Raw genomic sequence first — 24,701 nt, forward strand, 5'->3', positions numbered from 1 at the left:
CGCGGGGTGGAGCAGCCCGGTAGCTCGTCAGGCTCATAACCTGAAGGCCGCAGGTTCAAATCCTGCCCCCGCAACCACTGAGACTTGAATATTTGACCATTCAAGTCGCTTCACACAAAGCTCCTCCGCGTAAGCGTCGAGGAGCTTTGTGCGTTTCTGTGCCTTGGAACTGACCCGCAAGCTGCGCGCAGCGGGCAGGAACGTGCGCTTCGCCATTCATTCGGATGCCAGGCCATATGAACGTGCTTTTGGCCGAAGCCAAGGTGCCTTACGACATCGTTCTGGAAATGGACGAGATCAACGAGGAATTCCACGAAACGGTTGACGCTCGACTTCTTCAAGGACACTGGTTGTGCCGATCACCGCTATTGACGCAACCGCAACCGGCGTTGTCACGGCGTTATATCGGCTTTGTAGCACCGACGACGGTTGGCTCGACGGCCGCTATGGCGGCGTGAAGCGGATATATAAAGATATCTTTATATTCCTTGACCCAGGCGCATTTCACGTCCATGTTCACTGCATCGTGGTTCTGCGGATTTCGCGATCCGGAGCTAAGAGGGAATACGGTGACGGCGTCTTGTGCGCCCATGCCGGAGCTGCCCCCGCAACTGTAGGCGGAGAGCCGCTGTCCAACATGTCACTGAGGAAGACGCCTCGGGAAGACGGACGGTGGCGATGACCCGCAAGCCAGGAGACCTGCCGCGATAGATAACGTCCATGGGCGGGGTGTCCGGTGTGCCGCTTTGCGCCCGGGTCAGCCTATCCGTGGCTCGCCTTCGCGACCCAGAAGCTGGACGAACTGAAACTCGTGGCCACGGCCCTCGTGGAGGAGGACGCGGACGGCGCGGCATTGATGGCCAATCGTGCGGCAACGCAGGCGCGCCTGACATCGGTCCGGGTGCATGATCCGCTCGTCGCCGGCCGGATGGCCGGAATCGAAGGGGTGGAGCAGACGCGGCAATCGACGTTTCGCAGGCGTCAGGACGCGCAGCGCCGGTGCTTCGACCTGCCGCTGTTTCCGACGACGACGATCGGATCGTTCCCGCAGACCGCCGAAGTTCGCAAGGCGCGTTCTCTGCACGACAAGGGCGAACTGAGCTATGTCGACTACAAGGCCTTCCTGGAGCGCGAGACGGCGGCCGCCGTGCGCTGGCAGCAGGAGATCGGGCTCGACGTCCTTGTTCGTGGCGAATTCGAGCGTAACGACATGGTGCAGTATTTCGGCGAGCAGCTTTCGGGGTTTGCCTTTACCAGACACGCCTGGGTGCAGAGCTACGGATCGCGATGCGTTCGTCCACCCATCATCTATGGCGGCGTCTCGCGACCGAACCCGATGACGGTCGGCTGGTGGGAGTATGCCCAGTCGCTGACGCAGAAGCCGATGAAGGGGATGCTGACGGGACCGGTCACGATCCTGAACTGGTCCTTCGTCCGTGACGACCTGCCGCGGGAGACGGTGTGCCGCCAGATTGCGCTTGCGATCCGCGACGAGGTGGCCGATCTGGAGCGTGCCGGTGCCGCGATCATCCAGATCGACGAAGCGGCGCTTCGGGAGGGGCTGCCGCTCAGGCGGCCGGACTGGCAACGCTATCTCGACTGGGCGGTCGAAGCGTTTCGAATTTGCACCAGCGGGGTTTCGGACGAGACCCAGATTCACACCCACATGTGCTATTCGGAGTTCAACGACATCATGCCGGCGATCGCCGCCATGGACGCCGACGTCATCTCGATCGAGATGTCTCGTTCGAAGATGGAACTCCTGCAGGCGTTCGCCGTGCAGCGCTATCCCAACGAGATCGGCCCCGGCGTCTACGACATTCACTCGCCGCGGATTCCGGACGTCGACGAAATGAAGACCCTGCTCGATCTCGCGCGAGACCGCCTGCTCGATGACCAGCTCTGGGTGAACCCCGACTGCGGCCTGAAGACCCGCAAATGGGAGGACGTCAAGCCTGCGCTGATCAACATGGTCGAGGCGGCGCGGAAGCTGCGGCTGGAGATACTGGGCACCAAGCCGCGCTCGGTGCAGGCATGAGGCTCGAATTCGCTTTCCAAGGGGAGCCGGCCGGAGGGCCGGCCCCCATCACCCTCATCGACATCGTCTTCCCCGGCGACACGAACCACCATGGCACCCTGTTCGGAGGTGCCGGGCTTGCCTTCATGGACAGGGCCGCCTTCATTGCGGCGACACGCCATGGCCGCGTGCCGTTCGTGACGGGGTCTTGCGAGCGCGTGGAATTCAAGAAGCCGGCCCACGTCGGCGAAATCGTCGAATTCATTGCGACGCCCGTCTGGGCCGGGAAACGATCCCTGACCGTGGAAGTGGAGATGATCGCCGCGACGATCGACGGAACCGCGCGCGAGCTCTGCACGCGCGGGGTCTTTCACATGGTCGCCGTTGGGGTCGAGCGAGCCGCGCCCGACTGGAGCCTCGAACCGCTTCCGACGTCTCATCAGCCCTATCCGGCCGATGAGGTTCGAATGACGGACATCGTCTTTGCCAACCAGGCGAGCAGTTCCGGAAAGATGTTTGGCGGCGACGCGCTGGCCTTCATGACCAAGGCGGCATTTGTGATATCTGCGAGACGCGCCAGAAGCCAATCCGTCCTTGCCGCCTCCGAGCGAATGGACTTCCACCGTCCCATCGCGGTGGGATCGATTGTCGAAGTTGTCGCGCGGGTTGGCGAGGTCGGTCGTACGTCGATGCGGATCGACGTCCAGCTCTGGTCGGAAGAACTGATGAGCGGCGACCGCCACCTGACGGCGCGGGGCGTGTTCGTGATGGTGGCCATTGACGGAAACAGCCGCCCTGTCGCCGTCGACGACGGACGGGCCGCGTCAGACGGGCAGGATTAGATGCCGGCGGATTGCCGGCACCCACAGTCGTGAGACAAGTCATTCGGAACTAATGCGTCGCCCCCGAGCCGCCGGCCGCGACGATAGCAAACGGCTGCCCCTCGACGGCAATCGTACGGGTCTCCTTCAGCGTCTGCGGATCGACAATTCGAACCAAGCTATGGCGCGGATCGGTGATGGCGATGTGGTCGCCGGCGACCGCCAGCCGCGGCCGCGGATCGCGCCAGTGGCCGTCCTTGCTATAGGGCTCGGTCACGGTCTCGCTCTTGGCGATCTCGCCGTTGATCACGTCCAGCAGATGCAGCTTGCCGTCCTCGGACAGGATATAGGCGTTGCGCGGTTGGGCGGGATCGAGCTCGAAATCCACCCGTCGCGTCGGCAGATCGACGAGCCGGTAGGGTTCGTCCGTGCTGTCGGGGTCGATGAGGACCACCTTGTCCTCGCCGTAGTTGCCGAGGAAGAACTGCATGGCGGTACCGCCGAGCAGGGTCGACACCTTGCCCTCCGGCAGTGACGCCGGATAGGCCAGCATCTCGACCTTCGGTCCGTCGATGCCGCCGGGACGGGCCACGAGCACGCCTTCGGCGCAACCGAAAGCCACCAGCCGTGCCGAGGTGGCCTCTCCATGCAGTCCCGTGCAGGTGGCAACGTCTCCCACCTGCTTGCCCTCCTGGTCAAGCACACGCAGTCCGAGCCGCGGCGGCAGTTCCCCCTCCTTTACCGGCGCCTCCATGTTCGGCACGGAGACGAGGAAATGCTGACCCAGCGGCACCGCAACGCCGTGGTGTGGCGCGGTCGTGTCGAGCGACCTGGGCTCGGCAGGGCCGTCGCGAAGGACGCTCTCTTTCAGCACGTCAAACTTGCCGCCGCGGTCGTAGAAAACGGCGATCTCGTCGCCATGCGGCACGAGATGGCCGGACTTCTGGCCCGCGATGACCGGGGCCAGCAGCTTGGGATCGGTCAGTTCGATGTCGCGGTGCTCGCCGTGGTCGGAGAGCGACACGCCGGTATCGATGGCATGAACGACGTTGCTGTCGCCCTGGATCGCGAAGACCGTCTTGCCGGTACCGCTGAGCGACAACGCGGCATGGCCGGTGATATCGAAGCGGCCGATTTCCTTGCCCGTCTCGACATCGACGGCACGGACGACGGGCAGCGTATGGTCGGCAATAAACAGTCTCCAGGCCTCGTTCTGCTCTTCCTCGGCATGGAGAGCGGGAATCGAGGCGAAGGTGGAGAGAACGGTGGCAGCCAGAAGCGCCGGCGTGCGGGAGCGAAACATGGGTATCTCCTGTTTATGAAATGCGTATTTTGATGAGGTCTGGAGTTTGGAAGGCGCAGCAAGCGCCGCCGCTTACGAGGCCCGGCGTTCCCAGCTTGCGAAGGGATCGGGAAGATCTCGCCAAAGGCCAGGATTGAACTCCGTCGCCCCGACCAGACAGTCGTCCAGTTCGGCGCGGATTTCTGCCTCGTCCATCGGATCCGCGCCGATGAAGACGATCTCCTGTCGCCGATCGCCCCAGGTCGGGTCGAGATAGGGCTCCATCATTTCAAGGAATCCGGGATCGCGCGGCCACTGCGCCTTTGGCACAGCGGACCACCAGACGCCCATCCTGCCCGTGCGCACAAGCGCGCCGGCCTGGCTGATCTCGCCGACATGGTGCGGCCGCGTCGCCAGCCAGAAGAAGCCTTTTGCCCGCACGACCCCTGGCCATGACCGATCGATGAAGCGCTGGAAACGCGCGGGCTCGAAGGGACGGCGGGCGCGGTAGACGAAGGAGCGGATACCGTATTCCTCGGTTTCGGGAACGTGGTCCTTGAGGCCATGCAGTTCCTTGAACCAGAGCGGATGCTGCTCGGCCTTGGCGAGATCAAAGCGACCGGTGCCGAGAACCTCCTTCAGGTCGACCTGGCCGAAATCGGTTTCGATCAGTTTTGCGTCGGGGTTGAGGGAGACGATGATCTTGCGGGCCGCATCGCGCTGCTCGGGCGTCGCGGTGCCGATCTTGTTGAGCACCACGACATCGGCGAATTCGATCTGCTCGACGAGGAGATCGACAACTGTCCTGTTGTCGCCGTCGCCTGCCGTGTCGCCGCGGTCGGCGAGGAGGTCTGCGGAACCGTAGTCGGCCAGAAGGTTGGCGGCATCGACCACCGTCACCATCGTGTCGAGCAGGGCCACATCCGACAGGCTCATGCCGTTCTCATCGCGGAAGTCGAAGGTCGTCGCGACAGGCAGCGGCTCGGCGATCCCTGTCGATTCGATCAGCAGGTAGTCGAACCGGCCCTGCTCCGCGAGCGCACGCACCTCCTTCAGGAGATCGTCGCGCAGCGTGCAGCAGATGCAGCCATTGGTCATTTCCACCAGTTGCTCCTCCGTCCGCGACAGGTTCGCACCGCCATCGCGCAAAAGAGCGGCGTCGATGTTCACCTCGCTCATGTCGTTGACGATCAGCGCGACGCGCAGTCCCTGGCGATTCGAGAGGATGTGGTTGAGCAGCGTTGTCTTCCCGGCTCCGAGAAACCCGGAGAGAACGGTGACGGGCAGTTTGTCGATCATAAAGGTGTTCGCTCGATTGGTAACGTTATACAGTTACAAAAGCGCGGAAAAGCCGGAGGCGGTCAAGGCGATGGCGCCGGAAAATTTCGCTGGTCGGAAAACTGCGGACAAGGATCGATAGCTGTTGACGCGAATCCATCCATCTCTACTATATCTTGTGTTCGAGGTTCTTCCGACGCGAGTCGGGAGCTAAGATGGGAATCCGGTCGGCGGACATGATGATCGCCAAGCCGGAGCTGCCCCCGCAACTGTGAACGGAGAGTGCCGTTCGATTTGGCCACTGGATGAGAATCCGGGAAGGCCGAACGAGCACGACGACCCGTGAGCCAGGAGACCTGCCTCGAACGAAACGTCCACCGGCGGGGTGCCCGGCAGGAAAGCGATCCGGCGCGGCACGAAGTGCGCGCATCGCTTCCCCGAAGCCCCGTCTGAGCCACTTCGGGGTGAAGTCCATGTCTAGTTTTTTCCGTCTGCGTCAGCGTGAGTAGCGGTTTCCGGTCCCGCCACCGGGGCTAACTGCGTCCCATTTTTCCACGTTCACGACGGCCGCCTCCAGGTGGCCGAACGATCCCGCATGCCAATCATCTCACGAGGATATCCATGACCATCACCGTCTACAGCAAGCCCGCCTGCGTCCAGTGCACTGCGACGACCCGTGCGCTCGATCGCCAGGGCATCGACTACCAGATCATCGACGTTTCCGAGGACGCCGCTGCATTTGCCTTGGTGCAGGGGCTTGGGTACCGCCAGGTCCCCGTCGTCATCGCCGGTGAGCAGCATTGGGCCGGTTTTCGCCCGGACATGATCAGCGCGCTGGCGTGAGGCCCCAAACGGTGGGCGAACTCGTCTATTTCTCCAGCCGGTCCGAGAACACCCACAGGTTCGTCGCCCGGCTCGGAGTGCCGGCGGTCCGCATTCCTGTTGCGAACGCCGAACTCCACATCGACCGCCCCTATGTGCTCGTCGTCCCGACCTATTGCGGCGACGGCGGCAAGGGGGCCGTTCCCAAGCAGGTGATGCGCTTTCTCAACGATGCGGGCAACCGCTCCCTCATCCGCGGCGTGATTGCCGCGGGCAACAGCAATTTCGGTGCGACCTTCGGGATCGCCGGCGACGTCATCTCCGCCAAGTGCCAGGTTCCCTACCTCTACCGGTTCGAACTCCTGGGCACCGTGCCTGACGTCATCAACGTCAGGCACGGATTGGAACGATTTTGGACAAGCTCACGCTAGAACGCCCCGCAAAGGCCGCGGAACCCGCGTTCGACTACCACGCGCTGAACGCAATGCTGAACCTCTACGACGAGCAGGGAAACATCCAGCTCGACAAGGACCACATGGCGGCGCGGCAGTACTTCCTCCAGCACGTCAACCAGAACACCGTGTTCTTCCATAACCTGCGCGAGAAGCTCGATTATCTCGTCGCCGAAGGCTATTACGAACAAGAGGTTCTGGACCAGTACGCGTTCAATTTCGTCCGCGACCTGTTCGACGAGGCCTATGCGCGGAAATTCCGCTTTCCGACCTTCCTCGGCGCGTTCAAGTACTACACGTCCTATACGCTCAAGACCTTCGACGGGAAGCGATATCTGGAGCGCTACGAGGACCGCGTCTGCATGGTGGCGCTGGCGCTGGCGCGCGGCGACGAGCAACTCGCCCGCGACCTCGTCGACGAGATCATTACCGGCCGCTTCCAGCCGGCGACGCCGACCTTCCTCAATGCCGGAAAGAAGCAGCGCGGCGAACTCGTCTCGTGCTTCCTGCTCAGGGTCGAGGACAACATGGAAAGCATCGGCCGCTCTATCAATTCGGCGCTGCAGCTCTCCAAGCGCGGCGGCGGCGTGGCGCTGTCGCTCACCAACATTCGCGAGGCCGGTGCGCCGATCAAGCACATAGAAAACCAGTCATCGGGCATCATCCCTGTCATGAAACTGCTGGAGGATTCGTTCTCCTATGCCAACCAGCTCGGTGCGCGGCAGGGCGCGGGAGCGGTCTATCTCAACGCCCACCATCCCGACATCATGCGCTTCCTCGACACCAAGCGCGAGAACGCCGACGAGAAGATCAGGATCAAGACGCTGTCGCTCGGCGTCGTCATTCCAGACATCACCTTCGAGCTCGCGCGAAACAACGAGGACATGTACCTGTTCTCGCCCTACGACGTCGAACGGGTCTACGGCGTGCCGTTCACCGAAATCTCGGTCACGGAGAAGTACCGCGAGATGGTAGCCGACAGCCGCGTCCGCAAGAAGAAGATCAAGGCACGCGACTTCTTCCAGGTGATCGCCGAAATCCAGTTCGAAAGCGGTTACCCCTACATCATGTTCGAGGACACGGTGAACCGCGCCAACCCGATCGCCGGCCGCGTCACCATGAGCAACCTCTGCTCGGAAATCCTGCAGGTGAGTGAAGCGAGCGCGTTCAATGACGACCTGTCCTACAGCCATCTCGGCAAGGACATCTCCTGCAACCTTGGTTCGCTGAACATCGCGGCCGCGATGGATTCAACCGATTTCGGCAAGACGATCGAGACGGCAATCCGGGCGCTGTCTGCGGTCTCCGACATGAGCCACATTTCCTCGGTGCCCTCGGTCGCCAAGGGCAACGACGAAAGCCACGCCATCGGCCTCGGCCAGATGAACCTGCACGGCTATCTCGCCCGCGAACGCATCTTCTACGGCTCGGACGAAGGGGTCGATTTCACCAACATCTATTTCTACGCCGTGACCTATCACGCGATCCGCGCCTCCAACCGATTGGCGGTCGAACGCGGCCAGAGCTTCAAGGGCTTCGAGACCTCGAAATATGCCTCCGGCGAGTACTTCGACAAGTACACGCAAGCCGAATGGCTGCCGGCGACGGAGCGGGTTGCCGAACTGTTCGAGACCGCCGGCATCCCTATCCCGACGCAGGAGGACTGGCGGGGCCTCAAGCAGGCGGTGATGGAGGGCGGGCTCTATAACCAGAACTTGCAGGCCGTGCCGCCGACCGGCTCGATCTCCTACATCAACCACTCGACCTCCTCGATCCATCCGATCGTCTCGAAGATCGAGATCAGGAAAGAGGGCAAGATTGGCCGCGTCTACTACCCGGCCGCCTTCATGACCAACGACAATCTCGACTACTATCAGGACGCCTACGAGATCGGCCCGGAAAAGATCATCGACACCTACGCGGCCGCCACCCAGCATGTCGACCAGGGCCTGTCACTGACGCTGTTCTTCCGCGACACGGCCACGACCCGCGACATCAACCGTGCCCAGATCCACGCCTGGAAGAAGGGTATCAAGACCATCTACTACATCCGCCTCCGCCAGATGGCGCTGTCCGGCACGGAAGTGCAGGGCTGCGTCTCCTGCGCGCTCTAGTTTGAGTTTCATGTCTGCCGTTGCCCCTCATCCGCCTGCTGGCCCCTTCTCGCCGTAAACGGGGCGAAGGGGCCGAGCCGCAGCGCCTCCGTTCCCTCGCCCCGTTTGCGGGGAGAGGGAGTGCCGAGCGGAGCGGGGGCGGGGTGAGGGGCAGCGCCAACCCATTTCCTTCCTTCAAGGACGACCCACCATGAGCATCGCCGTCAAACCCGCAGTCGCCATCCGTGCCATCAACTGGAACCGCATCGAGGACGACAAGGACCTAGAAGTCTGGAACCGCCTGACCGGCAATTTCTGGCTGCCCGAGAAGGTGCCGCTGTCGAACGACATCCCGTCCTGGGCGACGCTGAAGCCGGAGGAACAGCAACTCACCATCCGCGTCTTTACCGGCCTGACCCTGCTCGACACGATCCAGAACGGCGTTGGCGCGGTGACGCTTATGGCGGATGCCGTCACCCCTCACGAGGAGGCGGTGCTCTCCAACATTTCCTTCATGGAAGCCGTGCATGCACGCTCTTATTCCTCGATTTTCTCGACGCTCTGCCTGACGCCTGACGTCGACGATGCCTATCGCTGGTCGGAGGAAAACGAGTTCCTGCGGCGGAAATCCACGCTCATCATGGAGCAGTACGCCTCGGACGATCCCCTGAAGAAGAAGGTCGCCAGCGTCTTCCTCGAAAGCTTTCTGTTCTATTCCGGCTTCTATCTACCAATGTACTGGTCGAGCCGCGCCAAGCTCACCAACACCGCCGACATGATCCGCCTGATCATCCGCGACGAGGCGGTTCACGGCTACTATATCGGCTACAAGTTCCAGCGCGGGCTTGAACGGCTTTCCGAAGAACGCCGGGAGGAGATAAAGGATTTCGCCTTCGACCTCCTGCTCGAACTCTACGACAACGAGGCCAGGTACACCGAGGCACTTTACGACGGCGTCGGCCTGACCGAGGACGTCAAGAAATTCCTGCACTACAATGCCAACAAGGCGCTGATGAACCTTGGCTATGAGGCGCTCTTCCCACCGGAGGCTTGCAAGGTCAATCCGGCGATTCTCTCGGCGCTCTCACCGAATGCCGACGAGAACCACGACTTCTTCTCGGGCTCCGGCTCCTCGTATGTTATTGGCAAGGCGGTGGCAACCGAGGACGAGGACTGGGATTTCTAGCGAGACCAGGCTGGTCTTCGTGCGACGGTGCTGGCTCGTTAAATGCCCGCTTCTGGCGGCGGGCCATGATAAGTGCAACGGCCGATATGGAGGCGCAAAGCGGTTATCCATGTCGAGACTTCCGAACAGCGGCTTCGGGCCAGTCCCAGACGGCAAGAACTCTGACGTCCGCTTTTCACGTTAGGCGTCCTCGCAGCGGACGGTCGGCATCGGCCCCAAATTGGTCATGGCGTTTAAGACAGTGTGGCCAAGCGCTCAAATGCGCGAACGGGCAATTATTTCCGCTACTGCCTGCTCATTTACGTCGAAATACACATGTCTCCGTGGACTCAGGCCCCCGCAACCATACGCTCGATACAAAAGCCCCGCCTGCAGAAATGCAGCGGGGTTTTTGCGTTTCCGGGACGCGGAAAACAACCTCTTTGCAGCCGTGCGTCGTGGTTCTCGGCAAGCCCGTCGGCATCACCCCGTTCGGCTGCGTCTCGGTTTGCCTCAAGGCATGGAAACCCGCGACCTGCCCGTTATTGATCGCGTTGCCGTCGTCGGTTTCATAGTCGCGCTGTTGGTGGCTTACGGTCGCTGGCCCCCATATGCCGGTCTGTTCTGGGCCTTGAAGGAGGGGGCACCGCAAAGGCCGTCGGCGGCGAGTGCTGCGGCCGGTGTTGCCGCCGCCATCTATACCTGGCACTCCATCGGGCGACAGTTCCGATGTTCCTGGCAACGTGGTACATCATTGCCATCGCTGGCGGCTGCGATGGTAACGGGGCGACTACTTCCGCGCCCAGATGGCGTGCTCGATCTTGCCCTTCAGTTCCGGATAGGCTTCCGGGTCGAAGCGTGGCTCGCCGGTTTTCTTCTGCTCGAAGTAGTCTTTCGTGAGTTTCGCGACGGTACCGGAAAGCAGCACGATCGCGACGAGGTTGACGGAGGCCATCAGACCCATCGCCGCATCGGCCATGTTGAAAACGACCGCGACAGTCGTATAGGCGCCCCAGATGACCATCAGCAGCACCGCGGCCCTGAGTGCGGTTATCGTGCCCTTGTTGTCGAGCTTCAGGAAGACCATCGCATTCTCCGAATAGGCGTAGTTGCCGATGATCGAGGTGAAGGCGAAGAAGAAGATGGCGATGGCGATGAAGTAACGGCCGGCCTCGCCGATATGGGCGACCATGGCCTCCTGTGTCAGCGGCGTGCCGGTAAGCTCGGAGCCGGGCGTCATGACGCCTGACAGCAGGATCATGATGCCCGTCGCGGTGCAGATCAGGATGGTGTCGATGAACACGCCGAGCGCCTGCACGAAGCCCTGGCTGGCCGGATGGTGCGGCGAGGGCGTGGCGACGGCCGCGATGTTCGGCGCCGAGCCCATCCCGGCCTCGTTGGAGAAGAGACCGCGCTTGACCCCGTTCAGCATCGCGCCCGCCACCCCGCCGGCCGCCTGTTCGATGCCAAAGGCACTCTTGACAATAAGGGCAATCACGCCGGGAACCTCGGCAATGTTCGCCAGGACGACATAGATCGCCATGCCGAGATAGGCGACGGCCATGAAGGGAACGACATATTCGGCGACTTGTGCGATCTGCCGGATGCCGCCGAAGATCACCACCGCCGTCAGCACGGCTAGCGCGATGCCGACCCAGAGCTTGTCGATGCCGAAGGCGCCCTGCATGGCGTCCGCGATCGAATTGGCCTGCACCGCATTGAAGACGAGGCCGAAGGCGATGATGAGGCAGACGGAGAAGATGACGCCGGCCCAGGGTGCATTCAGCCCGCGGGAAATGTAGAAGGCCGGCCCGCCACGATATTGCCCGTCATGATCGGTGATCTTGTAGAGCTGGGCGAGGGCGCTCTCGGAGTAGGCCGTCGCCATGCCGACGGCCGCCACCACCCACATCCAGAACAGCGCACCGGGACCACCGAGGAAGACGGCGACAGCGACGCCGGCGAGATTGCCCGTGCCCACGCGCGAGGCAAGGCTCGTGCACAGCGCCTGGAACGGCGTGATGCCGCTCGCATCGCTGGCGGGCGCCTTCATCACGGAACGGAAGAACTCGGGAAAATGCCGGAACTGGATGAAGCCGAGACGGAAGGTGAAATAGAGGCCGACCACAATCAATCCATAGATGAGGACATAGCTCCAGAAGATGGTGTTCAGAAAATCGATGACGGCATTGAGAACGGTCACGATGGCCTCCCTGCAGCAGGCACGGCATAGCAATCCCGTCAGCGAACAAACATGTTCGCCGCGACATTCGATGCGCGTGATTTGCGATGAGTTGACGGGCCGATAGTTGCATGGAGCGCGCGCTGCCGCAACCTTGAAAGGGGTGTTGAACACTTGCCATCGACCTCCTGGATTCGGATCAGGTATCCGGCCAGTTGCAGCCCAGGCATTCCCATCAACCGAAATGGGGCTTGCGACGGCGCGGATGGATACAGCAGTGGCCACTTCGGCAGTCGAGGCTGCAACGTGCAGGCCCGGATCGCGCGGCCGAAAAGTCGGCGGATGGCAAGGAACGGCAGGCCTCGGGTGGGCGGCCGCTGAAAGGGGTCGGCAAATGGGGAAGGCTCGCAGGGACGGCTGGGGATGGTCGTGGCATCACCTGGTTCGGCTTTCCATGCGGCGCGGTTTCCGGTCGACGAAGTGCTCCGTCGCCCTCTGGAGGGCCGTCGCCCGATCGCCCGGTCAGTCCGGGGACAGAGAACGCGATGGCCGGGCATCCGGTGGAGGCTGGGAGGGGCATGCCTATCCCAATGGACGTCCGGGCACCGGTCAGGCTGCGCTCGAACCGTGCTCTTGTCGCACCTCTACCGCAAAAGGGTGACGGCCGTAATTCTTGTCTCGGGTCGGCGAACATCTAGAATCGGCCAGGTGAGGAAACATCGGGAAACCCATATGGCGACAGTTCAGGTCCTTGTTCCCTGCTATAACTATGCGCGATACTTGGAGCAGTGCGTCCAGAGCGTTCTCGATCAGGAAGGCGTCGATGTCGATGTCCTCATCATCGATGATTGTTCGTCCGACGACACACCCCGGGTCTGCGCCGATCTGATGCGCCGCGATCCGCGTATCCGGGTCATCCGCCATGAGACCAACAAGGGTCATATCGCGACCTACAACGAAGGCATCGCACAGATCCGTGGCGACTACTTCGTCCTGCTTTCGGCGGACGACCTGCTCACGCCTGGCGCCCTGTCGCGGGCCACGTCGCTGATGGACGCCCATCCGAACGTCGGCATGACCTACGGGCAACCGATCTCCTTCACCGATCTCCTTCCGCCGGCGCGAACCTCGTCGAGCAGCACCTCGATCTGGCGCGGAAGAACGTGGATCCGACATATGTGTCGATCGGGAAAGAACTTCGTCGTCTGCCCGGAGGCAGTCGTCCGCGCCGATATCCAGCGGCGGATCGGCGGGTATAGTGCCGATCTCCCGCATTCCGCCGACATGGAGATGTGGTTGCGCATCGCTGCCATTTCCGACATCGGTCGCGTCCACGGCGCTGACCAGGCCTACTACCGCGTCCATGTGCTCAGCATGCAGCGAACCATCCATGCCGGCGTGCTGTTCGACCTGGACGGACGACACAGGGCGTTCAAGGCTGCGTTCGAAAAGGAAGGCGTGGATCTGCCGGACAGGGACGAACTCTACGGTCTGGCAAGGCGCTCGCTCGCCATCATGGCACTCCGGCATGCGCGTGAGCTTTGCGAATTTCCCGCCGACAATGATGCGCCGCCGGCACAGTACCGCGAATTCGCCGCGTCGCTGTGGCCGGGTATTGTCGCCACGTCCGGATACCGGGCGCTTGTGGCCGACGAGCGCCACCATGAGAGGAGCGCCTTGCAGGCCGCCCTTGCCCGTCACAGCGCGCGGCTGCGCCTGTTTACCGAGCGCGAAATCTTCAACAGGGTCGATTGGCATTGGGCCCGGTACACCGGCATACACGTTCCGCGGTTCTATTTCTGATCTCCGCGCGCCGTGTATCGCGCAACAGCCACCGTGCCTCGCGACATGGCGAGGACCGGCTTTCGAAGGCAGGCCGATGCTGACGACGGTGATGAGAGACGACGTTTCCCGTAGCGGCAGGCCAAGACCTGACGCGTATCGGGGACGTGTGCGCAGCAGGATTGACGCCGGCGCACACGCCACGACCGATGGGCAGGGCCAGGCAGGCCACAAGGCTACCGCACGACTGCCGTGGACGGTTGCCATCTTTCTTATCGGCCTCGTCGTTCCGTGGATCATACCGCTCGGCCCGATGAACCTGTCGGTGTATCGGATCGTCCTGCTCGCCGCCGTGCTGCCATGCCTGTTCATGTGGGTCAGCGGCAAGGCAGGGTCGATCCGCGTCGTGGATGTCGCCATCCTGTTGTTCAGCCTCTGGTCCTCGCTGAGCCTCGCCGTCGTCCATGGCATAGGGCCAGGGATCGAAGCGATAGGAATGCTGAACATCGAGACGCTCGGCGCCTATTTCCTGGCACGCTGCTATATTCGCACGGCAGATGACTTCCGCAACATGGTCCGGCTCGCCTGCTGGCTCGTCATGATCCTCCTTCCGTTCGCCCTCTACGAATGGACGACCGGCCAGAAGCCGTTGCTGACGGTCCTGGGCACGGTCTTTCCGACCCCCGAGGTCACGCTCATGGCGCCGCGAATGGGTTTCTGGCGCGTCCAGGGGCCGTTCGGACATTCGATCGCCTTCGGTTTCTTCTGCGGAAGCTTTCTCGCCCTGGCCTATCAGGTGCTCGGCTACGGGAAAGCGGGTCTGTCCCGCTGGATCATGCCGGCAGCCATCTTCTTCACCGCCTTTCTGTCGATGTCGTCGGCGCCCATTGCGGGCATGGTGATGCAACTGGCGTTCATCGGGTGGAATCTGGCGTTGCATCGGTTCAGCTATCGATGGAAGATCTTCTGGGCGATTGTCTTCCTCGGCTATCTGATCGTTGAAATCGGCTCCAACCAGACGCCGGTGCAATTCTACATCTCCCGTTTCACCTTCGATCCGCAAACCGGCTGGTTCCGCCTGCTGATCTGGGAATTCGGGTCCGCCTCGGTCGCAAACCACCCGTTGTTCGGCATCGGCCTGGGCGACTGGGCGAGGCCGTCATGGATGGCAGACAGTGTCGACAACTTCTGGCTTCTGATCGCGATGCGGCACGGCATTCCGGGCGTCATCCTGATCTTCGCAGCCTGCCTCTTCGCGATTTGTGGGGTCGCCTATCGAAAGAGCGTCGACGAGAGGGTCGATGCCTACCGTTCCGGATACGTCATCTGCATGGTGATGTTCATGCTCGTCGGCTGCACGGTCCACATCTGGGCCGCGAACTACGTATCGTTCCTGTTCCTGCTCGGAAGCGGCATCTGGATGCTGGACGCAAAACCCGGCGAAGGAGTCCCGGCCGGACAACCGGGTGCTCGGGCGCGCCGAACGGCACGGACACCGACGGCGATCGAGCGGAAGGGCCGAAGCGAGCGTCGCGAGTCCGGCATGCGGGGTTGACTGCAGCCTTTGGCGGGTCCGGCCATGGGGCGTCGATGGTTCACCGCTCGGTGAACGCCCTGGACATGCTGTCGGTGATCGGCTTGACGATGTAGCTGAAGAAGGTGCGCTTCTCCGTCTGGATCATCACCTCCGCCGGCATGCCGGGCGTCGGGTGGAAGCCCTTGACCTTCGCGAACTCTTCCGCGGGAATATTCACGCGCGCCAGGTAGACGTCATGTGCCGGCATCCCCGGCTTGCTGTCCTCCAGCGCGTCTGCGGAAATATAGAACAGGTTGCCGTGGAGGACCGGCGTGGTGCGCTGGTTGAGCGCCACCAGGCGGACCGTTGCCGTCTGCCCGACCGATACGCTGTCGATATTGTTGCGCGGTATCTGCGCTTCGATGATCAGCGGCACGCCGGCCGGCAAGATCTCCATGATGCCCTTGCCGCTTTCGATGACGCCGCCCGCCGTATGGTAGTGGGTCCGCACGACGGTCCCCGTCACCGGCGCGTTGATCGTCACACGGCGCAGGACATTCTCGGCCTGACGGGACTGCTCGCGGACGGTGTCCAGTTCGCCCTGGATCGCCTGCAGCCTGTCGAGCGCGTCTTCGCGGTAGGTCTGTTCGGTGCTGCCGATTTCCTGTCGCCCCTTGACGATCTGCGCCTGCGTCTCGGCCACTTCCGATTCCAGCCTGCCGATCTGTCCCTCCGCGTCCGCCATCGCGCGCTGGATGGCCTTCAGTTCGGTCTCGCGGATCAGCGCCTTGGCGAGGAGCTTCTTCTTGCTCTCCTGCTCTTCACCGAGCAGCTCCAGTTGCCGTATGATGGATACGCGCTGGCGGGCGTATCCTTCGCTGCGGAACTCCAGCGCCTTGATATTCTGGCGCAAGAGCGACAGCTCGTTCGACTGCTTCAGCCGCAAGGCCTTGAAGTTCAGCTGCTGGTTCATCAGGATCGACGACACGTCCGGGTCGTTGCGGTGCTTCTCCGCAATGCCGGAGATGTCCATGTGCTCGTCGTCCTCGAACAGGGACGTCAGCCGGGCGGCGGTCGCCTCCAGCCTGACGCGGCGCAGGAACAGTTCGCGTTCCTTGGCCAGCGCGGCGGTCTCGTCCAGCCGCACCAGCGGCTGGCCCTCCACCACCTCGTCACCTTCGCTGACGAGCAGTTCCTTTATGATGCCGCCCTCATAGTGCTGGACCACCTTGTTGCGGCCGGTCGCCACGAAGCTGCCCTGGGCGATGACTGCCGCGGCGAGCGGAGCGGTGAAAGCCCAGGCCCCGAAGCCCCCGAACGTGGCGCCCAGCAAGATGATGCCGGCCGTCATCTGCCTTCGGATCGACCGGGGCACTTCCGAGTACCACTCGATGTCCTGGATCTTCGCTATGTCGGACATCGCCGTGGCTCCTACTGCAACTGATGGCCAAACGAGCCGTTGTCGATCTGGATGCCGCGCGTCTCCAGCGCCTTCAATACGTCCTGCCGCAGGCCGAACAGCGCCACGGTGCCGTTGACCAAAAGCAGGACCTTGTCGACATTGCTGAGCAGCGCCGGTCGCTGCGTGATCGTGATCATGGTGATCTTGTGCTCCTTGGCGTGTTCCAGGGCGCGCATCAAGGCGGCGTCGCCGGCGCTGTCGAGATTGGAGTTCGGCTCGTCCAGCACGACCATGCGGGGATCGCCGAAGAAGGCGCGGGCGAGCGCGATGCGCTGCTTCTGCCCGCCGGAAAGCGGCGACCCGTCGGCAGCCACGATGGTCTCGTAGCCGTGCGGCAGCGTGGCGATCATCTCGTGGACGTCGGCAAGCATCGCTGCCTTGTAGATCTGCTCGTCGGTTGCGTCCTGGCGCATGCGCGCGATGTTCGCCTTGATCGTCCCGGGGAAGAGCTGCACGTCCTGCGGCAGATAGCCGATGTTCTGGCCGAACTGCCGCTGGTCCCAGTTCCGGATGTCCATGAGGTCGAGGCGGACGTTGCCGGATGTCGGCAGGATCGAGCCGACCAGCATCTTACCGAGCGTCGTCTTGCCGGCTCCGGAGTTGCCGATTACGGCAAGCGAATCGCCCGGCTGCAAGGCAAAGGAGATGCCGTTCAGCACGACGCGCTTGGTCCCGCCCGGCACGTAGAGCAGCCGCTCCACATCCAGCCGGCCTTCCGGCCGCGGCAGGTTCAGGCGTTCGAAATTGAGTGGCGATGCCTTGAGCAGGCTGGTTATCCGGCTATAGGCCGCCCGTGACTGGCTGTACTGGCTCCAGCCTTCGATGGCGCCCTCGATCGGTGCCAGCGCGCGTCCGGCGATGATCGACGACGCGATCACCATGCCGCCGGTCATTTCGCCGTTGATCGCCAGGTGAGCGCCCCATCCCAGCATGGCCACCTGCGCCAGAAGGCGGATGCCCTTGGAGAGCGCGCTGATGGCGATGTTGCGATCCTGCGCGACGACCTGCGCCTTCAGGGAGGCGGCCGTATCCTTCCCCCAGATCTGCACCGCTTCGGGTATCATGGCGAGTGCGTTGATCACCTGCGAATTGCGCGACATCGATTCCAGGTGAAGATTGGCCTTCACCTGCGAAGTGTTCGCCTCGGCGAATGGGGCCGCCGTCAGGCGCTGGTTGACGAGGGTGAGGATGAGGAGAAGCAGCGCCGTGGCGATTACGATCGATCCGAGATGGGGATGGACGAGGAAGACGGCGACGACGAACAGCGGCGCAAGCGGGGCGTCGAGGAACGACAGCAGGGTTCTGGATACGAGGAAGGACCGCACCTGCTGGAGATCGCCGAGCGTCTGGTACTCCCGTCCGCTGCCGTTGAGCGATGCGGTCGCCGCAGCGCTCAGAATGGGCGCGCCCAGTTGCACCGCGACCTCCACGGCCGTGCGCATCAGGATGAAGCGGCGGATCGCGTCGAAGATCGCTTGCAGCACGATTGCGCCGACGATGACGAGCGTGAGCATGATCAGGGTATCGAGCGAGCGGCTGGTCAGCACGCGATCGGAGATCTGGAACAGGTAGATGGGCACCGCGAGCACCAGCACATTGGTGGCGAGGGTGAACACCATGACCGCAGCCAGGTTGAGTCTGACGGCGTCGATTCCGGCCTTGAGGCTCGCGGAGAAGTCCACGGGTCCGAGCCGCTTGTGAAAGGTGCCGCCGCCCGAGCCCGAGCCCTTCCCTCCGCCGCCGGAGAAGGCCTTGTCGTTCGGCCCCGAACCCGCCTTTATCGGGCCGGTGTCGCCCTCGATCGTCACGAGGCCTTCGGCCCCCTTGGCAATGGTCGGTTCGCGCTTGGCTGTCTCTGGCCTGGCTTCGCCGAAAAGCGCGCGTGTCCGCTCCCTGATCGGTGCCGCCTCCGGCTTGTCCTGCGCTTTTGCCTGCATGACCGGCTCCGCCGCAGCCTGCATGACCGGCTCTGCGGCGGTCAGAATGACCGATTGAGGAACGACGGTCAGCATTTCCGGTTTTGCGACGGCCGGTGGCGGACCGATGACGACAGGCTGGGGCGCGGGACGAGGGGCCGCGGGGGAGGCTGCCGTCTTGATCGGGTGGGTATCCTTATCCGGCTGCGGCATGCCCCGCGGGCCCATCCCCGGAGTCTGCTCCGGGCTTTCGGGCCTCTCTGCGGATTGCGGGTCGCGCCGCCGCGTGTCCTGAGGCGGGGCCGGCAGGACGACTGCGACACGGGGCGGGACGGCCGGCTGTTCGCTCTCCGCGGGGACGATCCTGGGCCCCGGCCTGTTGGGTGGGCCGAATTTCGCGCGATGCGCAGATGTCATGGCGACAGCTGAATCCGGCCCCTCGACGGCGGCCGCCTGGCACTGCTGCACGGCATTCTGAAACCGTGCATAGGCCTCGTCGTAGGTAGCCGGCCGAACGCCTTCCGAGCGCACATCGTGCAGGTCATTGCCATCGGCAACCCTCTTGCGGTTGTCAGACATCCCCTCGTCTCCTCAATGACCGAGCACGTGTTGCAGCCCGTCGTCCGTAGGCCCGTCATTGGCAGACGGAATATAGACGCCGTGCGCCGGATGCTGGTCGGCCCCGGCCGTCGGGTCGTCGAGGAATGCGATCGCTTCGCTGACGAGCATGTTCGGATCCTGAGCGCCGAGGCGCTCGGGTTCGCATGAGATCAGTTCGGCCTGGATGAGTGTTTCCTGCGAGTATTTCTCGCCGCCGACATAGGTCTTGCCGAAGGAATCGAGGTTGACGATCGCGGCGTTGTTGATCAGCGCGTTGCCGCCGGTCGAGATGGTCCAGTCGGTGTCGAGATGCGGTTTGAGTTGGTCCATCGCCAGCGCGACCTGGTCGCAATCCCCGAGCACGCTGGTCTGCTTGATGTGCTGCAGGTTAATGATGTCGCCCTCGATGTAGAGCACGTTGAGGCCCTTCAATCCGGCAAAGGCCTCGTCGCTCAGGACGTCCTTGGAAATCGTGTTCTTGCCATCTGCAAGGTCTTCCGCGGTCTCGCGGTAGGCATCGGGCAGGGGGGCAAAGCGATCCGCGCCGCCGATGTTGTGGATCATCGCCTCGTTCCATAACAGGTTGTCCGACGTGGAGGCCGAGCCGGTCCCCTTCGTCTCGAAGCCCTGCACGCCGCCGAGCAGGTCGTTGTCGAAAAGGACGTTGATCTGCTGGATGATGTTTGCGTCATAGATCGATCCGCCGACGACGATGAGGTCGTAGGAGAAGCCGAGGTCGAAGATGGAGGTCTGGTTGACGCCCGTGTTGTCGCCGCTGATGACGCTCGTCGTGACGCCGGTCGACGACAGGATTCCGACGTCGTTGTCGGTCTTGAAGATGAACTGTTCGAGCCAGTTGACCATCAACAGGTCGCCCTCGATCTTCGTCACGGCCCAGAAATCGGGAAATCCGCCTTCCGTCCCGTCTGCCTTGTCGTCGCCTGCGGAAAGGTCTGTCCGGTTGAAGGAGGCGATGTTCAGCACCTCGTTGACGGCGTCATCGCTTGTCCAGTCGCAGACGCCGGTCCCGATCTTGTCTGCGTCCCAGATCGCATTCGTCTGGACGATCGCATTGAGCTCGATGTGGTTGCCGACGACTGCGGTCACGGTGCCGGCAGTCCAGAAGTTCTTCACGATGGCCTCGTTGACCAGCGTGTTGTCGCCTGCGGTCAGCGTTACCGACGCCTCGATCCGGATCGATCCGTCTTCGCCGACGGTGGCATTGCCTGTCGGGCCGGTCTCGGTTCCGTCCGGCTCGTCCTCTTTCTCGAATTCGTGGTAGTCCGTGAGCTTCGGCGCTTCGTCCACCAGTTCGCCGTTGACGAACACGCCGCTGATGCTCTGTCCCTGTTGCACGAAGACCTGGAACTCGCTGCCGTTGCCGGGGGCGAACCCGTCCAGGCGGGCGGCGATGTCATTGACGGTCTCGATCATCTCCGCGCTCGATCCCGGGCGCTCCAGCCCGCCGATCGGCGACAGGGAATAGGCCGCCTCGGCCGCATCGAGCAGTTCGTCAGCACTCACGTCGTCCGGCGTAAAGGAAAGGCCATGTCCGCCGACGCTGAAGACGTCGTTGTCGGAAAGGCCGATCGCCTGGTTGATGTAGGTGACGACGGAGCCTGGCGGTTCGAGTTCCGGCGGGCCCGCCGCTGCAACCCCGCCCGACGCGACGGCATCCTCTATCCTGACCATCGGCGTCACGGAGAACTCCGGAAAGTCGGGTACGAGCGGCGGTGGGGGCGGAAGCATGTTGGGAAAGCCGCGCGGATCCCCGTCCATCGGACCCGGCGGGGGAGAGCGATACGGGACGTCCGGATCGAAGCCGATGAATTCGTAGGGCGCTGCAAAGGGAAAATTGCCGGGTGCCGGCGTGTCGGGGGTCGGTTCGACCGGATTGAGAGCGTCGAACTCCTCGTAAGCGTGCCTGACAAGGGCTTGTTCGGCATTCATATGAAGCATGCCGATGAAGTGGGCGATCTCCTCGTTGATCTTGTCCATGGTGATCATGACGCGATACTCCCCCCAAGACACTGACAACTTGCTGGATGCTTTGAGATCGGTCCGGTCGGGCTGCTCAGGGAGCGCTCCAACCATGCAACCGGGAACGTGCTCTGCCCGAGGTGAACTGCGCAGCGCCGGCTGCGCAGTTCGAACGCCGGTGGTCTCGCCCGATGGGGCGAGACCACCTTCGTGACGTCATGCGTCGTCGTCTTCGCCGACCACGGTGTTGGTGAGATTGCCGCCGACCACGGTCATGTCGACCGCGTTCTGCTGCAGGTTTGCACCCATGACGATTTCCTGGTTGAAGGCGCTGATGCTGATCGCCGCATCGGCCGAAGCGGAGCTCGTGCCGGTGACGTAGCCGTCATCGCCGTTGTTGGAGCCCCAGTAGCCGCCATCGCCACCGGCGCCACCATCGCCATTGGTTGCCGTTCCGCCGGCGCCGCCGGTCCCGCCGGCACCGCCAAAGGCCCAGCCGCCGTAACCGTCGCCGCCGGTGCCCGTAGCCCATGCACCGCTGAGTGCGTGGCCGCCTGTGCCGTCGCCGGCCCATGCACCGCCGCCGGTGCCTGCACCGCCGGTTGCGTCACCACTCGTGGCGGCTCCACCGACACCGTATCCGCCGGCTGCGCCGTCACCGCCGGTACCTGCACCGTTGCCGGCGCCGTAGCCGATGCCGACGCCCGCGCCGAGCGCGCCGCCGCCAGCGCCGCCATCGCCCGCATCCGTCGCGGATCCGCCGCTACCGCCCGAGCCGCCCGCGCCGGCACCGCCGCCCGCGCCGCCGCCACCGCCGGCACCGCCATTGCTGGCGTTGTCGATGTCGCCGCCATTGCTGTCGACGAAGACCGGATCGATCAGGCCGAGGGCAACGCCGACTGCCGTACCGCCGTCGCCTGCCGTCGAGGATGCGCCCTCGCCGCCGTCGCCGGCATCGCCGCCATCGGCATCGCCGCCGTCGCCGCCCTGGTCGCCGTCGCCGGCATCGTTGTTGCCGCCTTCTTCACCGTCGCCGGCAAATGCCAGCCCGGCACCGAGGCCGAGACCGAGACCGAGGCCGAGACCGAGGCCTGCGCCGCCGTCACCACCCTTGCCGCCGTCGCCCTTGCCACCGTCGGCGTAGCCGCTTGTGGCATCGCCACCGTCGCCCTTGCCGCCGTCCGCGTTGCCGCCTTCACCCTTGCCGCCGTCCGCGTCGCCGCTTGTGGCGTCGGCCTTGCCTTTGCCGCCCGCAGCGAAGCCACCCAGGGCCCCACCGCCGTAACCGCCGTTGCCACCATTGGCATAGGCTTCGTCGCCGCCGGCGCCGCCGGTGCCGCCGGCCGTGATGCCTTCCTGGGCTTCGGCCTTGCCGCCTTCAGCGGTCAGGTTGAAGTTTACCGGGCCGTTGTTCTGGACCTGGGCGTTGTCGAGCTTGTCGTTGTCCTGGAGATTGGCGACCTGATTGAAGACGTTCGCCACGTCGTTGCCGGCACCGGTCAGGGCGCCGTTCAGCATGTCGTCGAACTTGATGTTGAACATCCCGTCGATCGAGTTGTGGCCCTTCATGTCGATGTCGGCGAAGTCGTTGTCGTCAGGCCGGTGGTGCTTTCCGGAGCCTGCACTGGCGGCAACGTCTACGTTGACGTCTACATCGACGGTCGTCGTATTGGTGTTCTCGTTGATGTTCTTGCTGGCGTTGAGATTGGCGTTGGCATTGCCGTTGCCGTTCAGGTTCAGGTTGCCGTTCCCGTTGCCATTCTCGTTGTCATTGGTGTTGTCGTTGGTCGAATCGCTCGACTGCGTCTGATCCTGGCTCGAGGTCTGCTGCTGTTGCTGTTGTTCCTGCTGCTGCTGTTGCTGCTGTTCCTGCGACGGATCGACGTAGTCCCAGTTGTTGTTGTTCCGGCTCTTGCTAGACATAGCTGTACCCTCTGTTGCTGGGCCGCTACGGCTTGACCGCCATTCATCTTCATAGGGTCTTGACCGAGCGGGGGTTGAACATGAGTGCTGTCAACTGGCCTGTGTCCGGACGCCTTCGTTTCGGCGCTCACCGGCTGCTTCAATCCGGTTGTTGGATTGTCAGCCTCCCTTCTGAACTCAGGGTGTGGTGGGCGAAGGCCACATGAGGACCTTGGCCGTATCTGCTGGCAGACCCGCCGAACGCGTTGCGTTTCGTCGACCTGACCCAAGCCAGGTTGTGATTGTTGCGCCAACTTGCGCGCTTCATAAGCTGGCCGTTTGAGCTAGAGCGGCGGTGTTGATGCGCCTTTGTGTATTAAGCCGGCAAAGGGTTACCACCTTTGGTGCACGCCATCGCACATAAACTTACTCAGTTCGCGTAATATATATGTATAATTGTTCGCAAGTTTAGTATTACTTATTTCTCAACCTGTAGATATTGATGCCTGTAGCGGCAACCTATACGACGTTATTATGGCTTTCCACGCCCGTGAATTCTTTACCTGTTTAGCAGTTGGCTGGAGTATGCTTCGCCGGAATTGAAGGAAGTCCGGCGGCGGTGTTTCAGGAACTTCGATCGCCGGCCGGAGCAAGGGCAGGGTTTGGAGGCATCGCATGCCGAAATTGCAGGACATATTGCTGCTGGTGGGGCAGCTCAACTACACCTGGACCAACACCGAGAGCTTGCTGATCCACATGATTGCCGGCCTTGCCAGGGTCGACAAGGAAACGGCCATCGTCATCTTTCTCACCTTGAACACGACGCGCGCGCGGATCGATCTCGTCGAACGGCTGACGAAGATGCAGAAGACGCCGCCCGAGTGCCGCAACGACGTGCTCGAAGCGACGCGGCGCCTCAGCGAACAGGCCAAGCTGCGCAACAAGTACAATCACTGCATCTATTCGTTCGATCCCGACAGCGGTCAGGGCCTGACCCAGCTCATGCGCATCTTCGACAGCAAGGACGAGGTCAAGTACGGGAAGGTGGAAGCGCTCGACGACCAGGAGGTCGCGCGGATCAGGGAGTGCATCGCCTCGCTTGTCGCGATCAATCGCACGCTGTGGGATATCACCGACAAGTACGATTTTCCCAGGTAGCGGCTTGACGGCGCCCTGAGGGCTAAACCGGGGGCGACCGATCCGGTCGCGACCTCGCGGAAGGCCAATCGTATGCAGGTTCAGTCAAGGAGGACACGCTGGCGGGGTTCGCTGCAGCTTGCGCGAAGCCGGCTATAAGACAGTTGCGGGGGGGGGGCGGGCCCCCCCCCCCCCCCGGGGGGGGGGGGGGGGCCCCCTCCGCCCGGTCCACCTCATTGCCGGGCTGATCGCGCTTTCCGGGATCGCCGCTGCCGGCCCGACCTGGGAACGGGA

The 24,701-nt window shown here is 63.1% G+C and carries 15 protein-coding genes, 1 tRNA gene, 2 pseudogenes and 2 riboswitches; of the genes and pseudogenes, 11 read left to right on the forward strand and 7 right to left on the reverse strand.

What is annotated here, in order from left to right; translation table 11 throughout:
* From OCK02_RS25220 to OCK02_RS25235, 4 genes and pseudogenes are all read left to right on the forward strand, one after another.
* Nucleotides 1-77: transfer RNA gene (locus OCK02_RS25220), tRNA-Met, on the forward strand.
* Nucleotides 78-166: 89 nt separating this feature from the next.
* Nucleotides 167-320: pseudogene (locus OCK02_RS25225) on the forward strand (NAD(P)(+) transhydrogenase (Re/Si-specific) subunit beta); the annotation flags it as partial.
* A 190-nt stretch (nt 321-510) separates the two neighbouring features.
* Nucleotides 511-722, forward strand: a riboswitch (cobalamin riboswitch).
* Nucleotides 723-769: 47 nt separating this feature from the next.
* Nucleotides 770-2,038, forward strand: a pseudogene (gene metE, locus OCK02_RS25230) (5-methyltetrahydropteroyltriglutamate--homocysteine S-methyltransferase); the annotation flags it as partial.
* On the forward strand, nt 2,035-2,859 hold the full coding sequence (locus OCK02_RS25235) for an acyl-CoA thioesterase (RefSeq protein WP_263815420.1): 825 nt from the start codon (nt 2,035-2,037) through the stop codon (nt 2,857-2,859). The pseudogene metE and the gene OCK02_RS25235, both read left to right, overlap by 4 nt.
* A 49-nt stretch (nt 2,860-2,908) precedes the next feature.
* Here OCK02_RS25235 and OCK02_RS25240 read toward each other — a convergent pair whose 3' ends face one another.
* Together OCK02_RS25240 and zigA are read right to left on the reverse strand one after the other, a co-directional pair.
* Entirely contained in the window at nt 2,909-4,141 is a 1,233-nt protein-coding gene (locus OCK02_RS25240; RefSeq protein WP_263815421.1) for a hypothetical protein, read from the reverse strand.
* 72 nt (nt 4,142-4,213) lie between these two features.
* A complete protein-coding gene (gene zigA / locus OCK02_RS25245) occupies nt 4,214-5,419 on the reverse strand; it encodes a zinc metallochaperone GTPase ZigA (protein WP_263815422.1) in 1,206 nt (401 codons plus the stop codon).
* 147 nt (nt 5,420-5,566) lie between these two features.
* Nucleotides 5,567-5,777: riboswitch (cobalamin riboswitch) on the forward strand.
* Between the two features lie 242 nt (nt 5,778-6,019).
* Here zigA and nrdH point away from each other — a divergent pair.
* From nrdH to nrdF, 4 genes are all read left to right on the forward strand, one after another.
* Nucleotides 6,020-6,241 (forward strand): glutaredoxin-like protein NrdH, encoded by a 222-nt coding sequence (nrdH, locus tag OCK02_RS25250; protein WP_263815423.1) that lies wholly within the window; start codon nt 6,020-6,022, stop codon nt 6,239-6,241.
* Between the two features lie 11 nt (nt 6,242-6,252).
* Complete coding sequence (gene nrdI, locus OCK02_RS25255) at nt 6,253-6,651, forward strand: class Ib ribonucleoside-diphosphate reductase assembly flavoprotein NrdI (protein ID WP_263815424.1); 399 nt, start codon at nt 6,253-6,255, stop codon at nt 6,649-6,651.
* On the forward strand, nt 6,633-8,786 hold the full coding sequence (gene nrdE, locus OCK02_RS25260; RefSeq protein WP_263815425.1) for a class 1b ribonucleoside-diphosphate reductase subunit alpha: 2,154 nt from the start codon (nt 6,633-6,635) through the stop codon (nt 8,784-8,786). Before nrdI ends, nrdE begins: the two co-directional genes overlap by 19 nt.
* Nucleotides 8,787-8,976: 190 nt before the next feature.
* Entirely contained in the window at nt 8,977-9,951 is a 975-nt protein-coding gene (gene nrdF, locus OCK02_RS25265) for a class 1b ribonucleoside-diphosphate reductase subunit beta (protein ID WP_263815426.1), read from the forward strand.
* A gap of 769 nt (nt 9,952-10,720) precedes the next feature.
* Here the strand turns inward: nrdF and OCK02_RS25270 are convergent.
* A complete protein-coding gene (locus OCK02_RS25270) occupies nt 10,721-12,133 on the reverse strand; it encodes an alanine/glycine:cation symporter family protein (RefSeq protein WP_263815427.1) in 1,413 nt (470 codons plus the stop codon).
* A 711-nt stretch (nt 12,134-12,844) separates the two neighbouring features.
* On the opposite strand from OCK02_RS25270, the gene OCK02_RS25275 reads away from it, so the two are divergent.
* Nucleotides 12,845-13,915 carry a glycosyltransferase family 2 protein gene (locus OCK02_RS25275; protein ID WP_263815428.1) on the forward strand — a complete coding sequence of 357 codons (1,071 nt, stop codon included), beginning with the start codon at nt 12,845-12,847 and terminating at the stop codon, nt 13,913-13,915.
* Between the two features lie 76 nt (nt 13,916-13,991).
* A complete protein-coding gene (locus OCK02_RS25280; protein ID WP_263815429.1) occupies nt 13,992-15,449 on the forward strand; it encodes an O-antigen ligase family protein in 1,458 nt (485 codons plus the stop codon).
* Nucleotides 15,450-15,489: 40 nt separating this feature from the next.
* Here OCK02_RS25280 and OCK02_RS25285 read toward each other — a convergent pair whose 3' ends face one another.
* From OCK02_RS25285 to OCK02_RS25300, 4 genes are all read right to left on the reverse strand, one after another.
* Nucleotides 15,490-16,830 (reverse strand): HlyD family type I secretion periplasmic adaptor subunit, encoded by a 1,341-nt coding sequence (locus OCK02_RS25285; RefSeq protein ID WP_263815430.1) that lies wholly within the window; start codon nt 16,828-16,830, stop codon nt 15,490-15,492.
* 11 nt (nt 16,831-16,841) lie between these two features.
* Nucleotides 16,842-18,809 carry a type I secretion system permease/ATPase gene (locus tag OCK02_RS25290; RefSeq protein WP_263815431.1) on the reverse strand — a complete coding sequence of 656 codons (1,968 nt, stop codon included), beginning with the start codon at nt 18,807-18,809 and terminating at the stop codon, nt 16,842-16,844.
* 570 nt (nt 18,810-19,379) lie between these two features.
* Nucleotides 19,380-21,395, reverse strand: a complete 2,016-nt coding sequence (locus tag OCK02_RS25295) for a hypothetical protein (protein WP_263815432.1) — start codon at nt 21,393-21,395, stop codon at nt 19,380-19,382.
* Between the two features lie 189 nt (nt 21,396-21,584).
* Complete coding sequence (locus tag OCK02_RS25300) at nt 21,585-23,291, reverse strand: hypothetical protein (RefSeq protein WP_263815433.1); 1,707 nt, start codon at nt 23,289-23,291, stop codon at nt 21,585-21,587.
* Nucleotides 23,292-23,945: 654 nt separating this feature from the next.
* Here OCK02_RS25300 and OCK02_RS25305 point away from each other — a divergent pair.
* Entirely contained in the window at nt 23,946-24,428 is a 483-nt protein-coding gene (locus OCK02_RS25305; protein WP_263815434.1) for a hypothetical protein, read from the forward strand.
* The last annotated feature ends 273 nt before the right edge of the window (nt 24,429-24,701 follow it).

It is taken from the genome of Rhizobium sp. TRM96647 (assembly GCF_025780115.1).
Lineage (GTDB): Bacteria > Pseudomonadota > Alphaproteobacteria > Rhizobiales > Rhizobiaceae > Mycoplana.

Excerpts from the sequence above, each read along its gene's own strand:
- OCK02_RS25240 (WP_263815421.1), bottom strand. The coding sequence starts at position 4,141 with ATGTTTCGCTCCCGCACGCCGGCGCTTCTGGCTGCCACCGTTCTCTCC.
- OCK02_RS25290 (WP_263815431.1), bottom strand. The coding sequence starts at position 18,809 with ATGCAGGCAAAAGCGCAGGACAAGCCGGAGGCGGCACCGATCAGGGAG.
- OCK02_RS25285 (WP_263815430.1), bottom strand. The coding sequence starts at position 16,830 with ATGTCCGACATAGCGAAGATCCAGGACATCGAGTGGTACTCGGAAGTG.
- OCK02_RS25275 (WP_263815428.1), top strand. The coding sequence starts at position 12,845 with ATGGCGACAGTTCAGGTCCTTGTTCCCTGCTATAACTATGCGCGATAC.
- nrdF (WP_263815426.1), top strand. The coding sequence starts at position 8,977 with ATGAGCATCGCCGTCAAACCCGCAGTCGCCATCCGTGCCATCAACTGG.
- OCK02_RS25280 (WP_263815429.1), top strand. The coding sequence starts at position 13,992 with ATGCTGACGACGGTGATGAGAGACGACGTTTCCCGTAGCGGCAGGCCA.
- nrdH (WP_263815423.1), top strand. The coding sequence starts at position 6,020 with ATGACCATCACCGTCTACAGCAAGCCCGCCTGCGTCCAGTGCACTGCG.
- OCK02_RS25295 (WP_263815432.1), bottom strand. The coding sequence starts at position 21,395 with ATGATCACCATGGACAAGATCAACGAGGAGATCGCCCACTTCATCGGC.
- OCK02_RS25305 (WP_263815434.1), top strand. The coding sequence starts at position 23,946 with ATGCCGAAATTGCAGGACATATTGCTGCTGGTGGGGCAGCTCAACTAC.
- zigA (WP_263815422.1), bottom strand. The coding sequence starts at position 5,419 with ATGATCGACAAACTGCCCGTCACCGTTCTCTCCGGGTTTCTCGGAGCC.
- OCK02_RS25300 (WP_263815433.1), bottom strand. The coding sequence starts at position 23,291 with ATGTCTAGCAAGAGCCGGAACAACAACAACTGGGACTACGTCGATCCG.
- OCK02_RS25235 (WP_263815420.1), top strand. The coding sequence starts at position 2,035 with ATGAGGCTCGAATTCGCTTTCCAAGGGGAGCCGGCCGGAGGGCCGGCC.